Annotated in this window: 1 protein-coding gene; it reads right to left on the bottom strand. The window is 69.1% G+C overall.

Annotated elements, in window-relative coordinates; translation table 11 throughout:
* On the bottom strand, positions 1-563 hold a 563-nt coding region (gene phnX / locus AC1DSL_RS19300), incomplete at both ends, for a phosphonoacetaldehyde hydrolase (RefSeq protein ID WP_477533487.1).

Below are 563 nucleotides of genomic sequence, written 5' to 3'. Positions count from 1 at the left end.
GCACTGTCGCGCGCTCGCGGTGCTCCTGCTGCTGTGCAGCATCGAGCGCCGTCCATTCGGCCAGCGTGAGGCCCACCGCGTTGCCGCTGACCGCCAGGCCCACGGCCCAGGTGCCCGCGTTGAGACCTTCCTGCAGGCCCACGCCGGTGTCGTCGACCTTGACCACGGTGTGCGGCGGCCACACGCCGAGGTCGGCAAAGCAGCGGTACATCATGAGCGGCGACGGGCGGCCTTCGGCAAGGTCGCCGCCGCAGACGAGGTTGTCGGGTGCGTAGCCGCCGGCTGCGGCGATGGGCACGACCACGTCCATGATCGGGCGGTTGTAGCCGGTGGTCGATCCGATCTTGAGGCCGCGTTCGCGCGCCGCGTTCACGGCATCGAGTGCACCGGGAATGAATTCGGCATGGTCGCGCGCGCTGGCCGCGTTCATCGGCGTGAACACCACGTACAGGCGGTCGACGTCGGCATCGTTGAAGGCATGGCCGTGCTTCGCTTCCCATTGCGAGGCGATGCGCGGCAGCGTGCCGAGCGCCTTGATGTGGTCCCACTTGGCCATGCCCATC

The sequence above is a fragment of the Paenisporosarcina sp. P4_D4 genome (genome assembly GCF_056401835.1).
The sequence above is the reverse complement of the archived record's forward strand: the minus strand, read 5'-3'. Positions and strand labels throughout refer to the sequence as shown.